This is a genomic window from Ideonella sp. P3_A4 (assembly GCF_056403075.1).
This window is the reverse complement of the sequence record NZ_JBFUGE010000875.1, coordinates 1-2033: the sequence shown is the minus strand read 5'-3', so window position 1 is coordinate 2033 and position 2033 is coordinate 1. Positions and strand designations below refer to the sequence as shown.

Genomic DNA, 2033 nt, shown 5'->3' with positions numbered 1-2033 from the left:
GCGCCAGGTCGCCGTGGTGGTAGGCCGGCTTGGCAGGGATCTTCGTCTTCGGGGCCGATGCCTTCGCCGCCGTCTTTCGAGCGGGCGTGGTCGGCCGGGTTGGCTTCGCGGCCTTGACGATCGGAGGCGGTTGTCGGCTGCTCATGTTGACAACCATAACATTCGGTCGTATGTTATCGGCGTTAACTTCGACTCATGGAGTCACGGGAGCCTTCGACGATGACCGATCTGGAACAACGCATCTTCGACCTGGGCCAGCGCCTGCAGCTGATCCATGTCGCCACGCTGGACGAACGCGGCCTGCCCTGGGTGCGGCCGGTGGTGGGCCGGCTCGACGAGCAGCTGACGCTGCGCTTTGCGACCCACCTGAACTCACGCAAGGTCGGCCACATCGGCGCCCAACCCGGCGTGCACGCGACTCTGGGCGCGACAGACCCGCGCAGCGAACGCTGGCTGCAGATCGACGGCGTGGCCGAGGTCGCGACCAGCGCCGAAGAGCGTGAAGCCTTCTGGTTCGACGGCCTGAAGGCCCACGTCAGCAGCGTCGACAGCCCTCTGTACAGCGTGGTGGTGATCCGGCCGAAGCGGATCGAACTGCGCACCATCCACAACCCGGAAGCTGAAACATGGACTCAAGCCACTTGACTTTGAACACCACCCATCTCGCGCGTCATGCAGCCGAGACGCCGGCCGCGACGGCCGACCGTTTCGCCTACCTGCTGCTGTTGGTGGGGGCCTTGATGGTGCTGGTGACCTGCACCGCCTACGCGCTGGCCGGCCCGGTGGCGGCGATGCCGGCCGGTGCGGCCAGCTTCGACGCCGCGCGCACGGCCACGCCGGCAGCAGTCGGCTGGATGCTGCTGGCCAGCTGGGCTGGCATGCCGGGCGATGTGGTGCTGGCGGTGGCCGGGTTGATGCTGGCCCAGCGCCGTGATCAGCCACCGCAGGTGACGGCGGGCTGGTATGCGCTGGCAATCGTTGGCCTGGTGTTCCTGCTCGTCGACACGATGGTCGGCCAGGTGCTGCCGCCATTGGCGACGGGCGGGCCTGAAGCGGCAGCAGCCTACGCCGGCGCCCGCACGTTGTTCGACGCCCTGTTCCACATGGGCACGTTCGTGGGTGGCCTGAGCGGGCTGGCGTTGGCCTGGGCGCCGGGTGGCCGGCCGCGCGGCTGGGGCCCGCTGATGGGCTTGTCCGGCATGCTGGGCGTCATTGCCGGTGCCGCTGGCCTGATCGGCTGGGGTCTGCCGCAAGCGACCGGCGGTGCGGTGACGTTGCTGGTGCTGGCGCTGGCCGGTTGGGGCTGGGCAGGCTTGCGCGCCAGCCGCTGACGCAAAGCGCCGCGGCCTCAAGCGCCGCGGCTGCCCCGCTTCTTCGGGGTCGGCGCCGCATTCAGCGCGGCATGCAGGGCCACGTACTCCTGCGTCAGCTTGTGGCGCGCGTCGAGGTGGATCATCGGCAGGGCACGCTCGTGCGACTCCTTCACCTTCACGCTCGCGCCAAGGTAAGGCTGYAGCACCGGCAGCCCCTCGTCGATCAGCTCCTGCACCGTGCGCTGCGGCAGGTTGGCGCGCGGCTGGAACTGGTTGACGACGATGCCTTCGATCTTCAACCCGGGGTTGTGGTCGGACTGGATCTCCTGCACGTTGTCCATCAGCGAGTACAGCGCGCGGCGAGAGAAATCGTCGCAGTCGAATGGGATCAAGCAGCCGTCGGCGGCGATCAGCGCCGAGCGGGTGTAGAAGTTCAGCGCCGGTGGCGTGTCGATCCAGATCGCGTCGTACTGGTCGTCCAGCGCGGCCAGTGCGTCACGCAGCTTGTAGATCTTGTAGCGCGACTCGAGCTTGGAGTGCAGCTCTTCCAGCTCGGGCTGCGAAGGCAGCAGGTGCAGGTTGTCGAAAGGCGTCTCGACGATGTACTCGTCGGTGGTCTTCGCGCGTACGCTGAACTTCAGCGTTTGATCGAAGAAATCGGCGGCGCCGCCTTCGATGGCGTCGGTGTCAGCGCCCAGCAAATAGCGGGTCGAGTTGCCC

General features: G+C 67.6%; 3 protein-coding genes. 2 read left to right on the top strand and 1 reads right to left on the bottom strand.

The window, feature by feature from the left end:
• Positions 1-219 precede the first annotated feature (219 nt).
• Together AC1DYI_RS33940 and AC1DYI_RS33935 are read left to right on the top strand one after the other, a co-directional pair.
• Positions 220-645 carry a pyridoxamine 5'-phosphate oxidase family protein gene (locus AC1DYI_RS33940; protein WP_477208506.1) on the top strand — a complete coding sequence of 142 codons (426 nt, stop codon included), beginning with the start codon at positions 220-222 and terminating at the stop codon, positions 643-645.
• Complete coding sequence (locus AC1DYI_RS33935; protein WP_477208505.1) at positions 642-1331, top strand: hypothetical protein; 690 nt, start codon at positions 642-644, stop codon at positions 1329-1331. Before AC1DYI_RS33940 ends, AC1DYI_RS33935 begins: the two co-directional genes overlap by 4 nt.
• Before the next feature lie 17 nt (positions 1332-1348).
• On the opposite strand, the gene AC1DYI_RS33930 is transcribed toward AC1DYI_RS33935, so the two are convergent.
• Positions 1349-2033, bottom strand: a 685-nt coding sequence (locus AC1DYI_RS33930; RefSeq protein WP_477208504.1) for a ParA family protein, incomplete at its 5' end; no start/stop codon positions are given.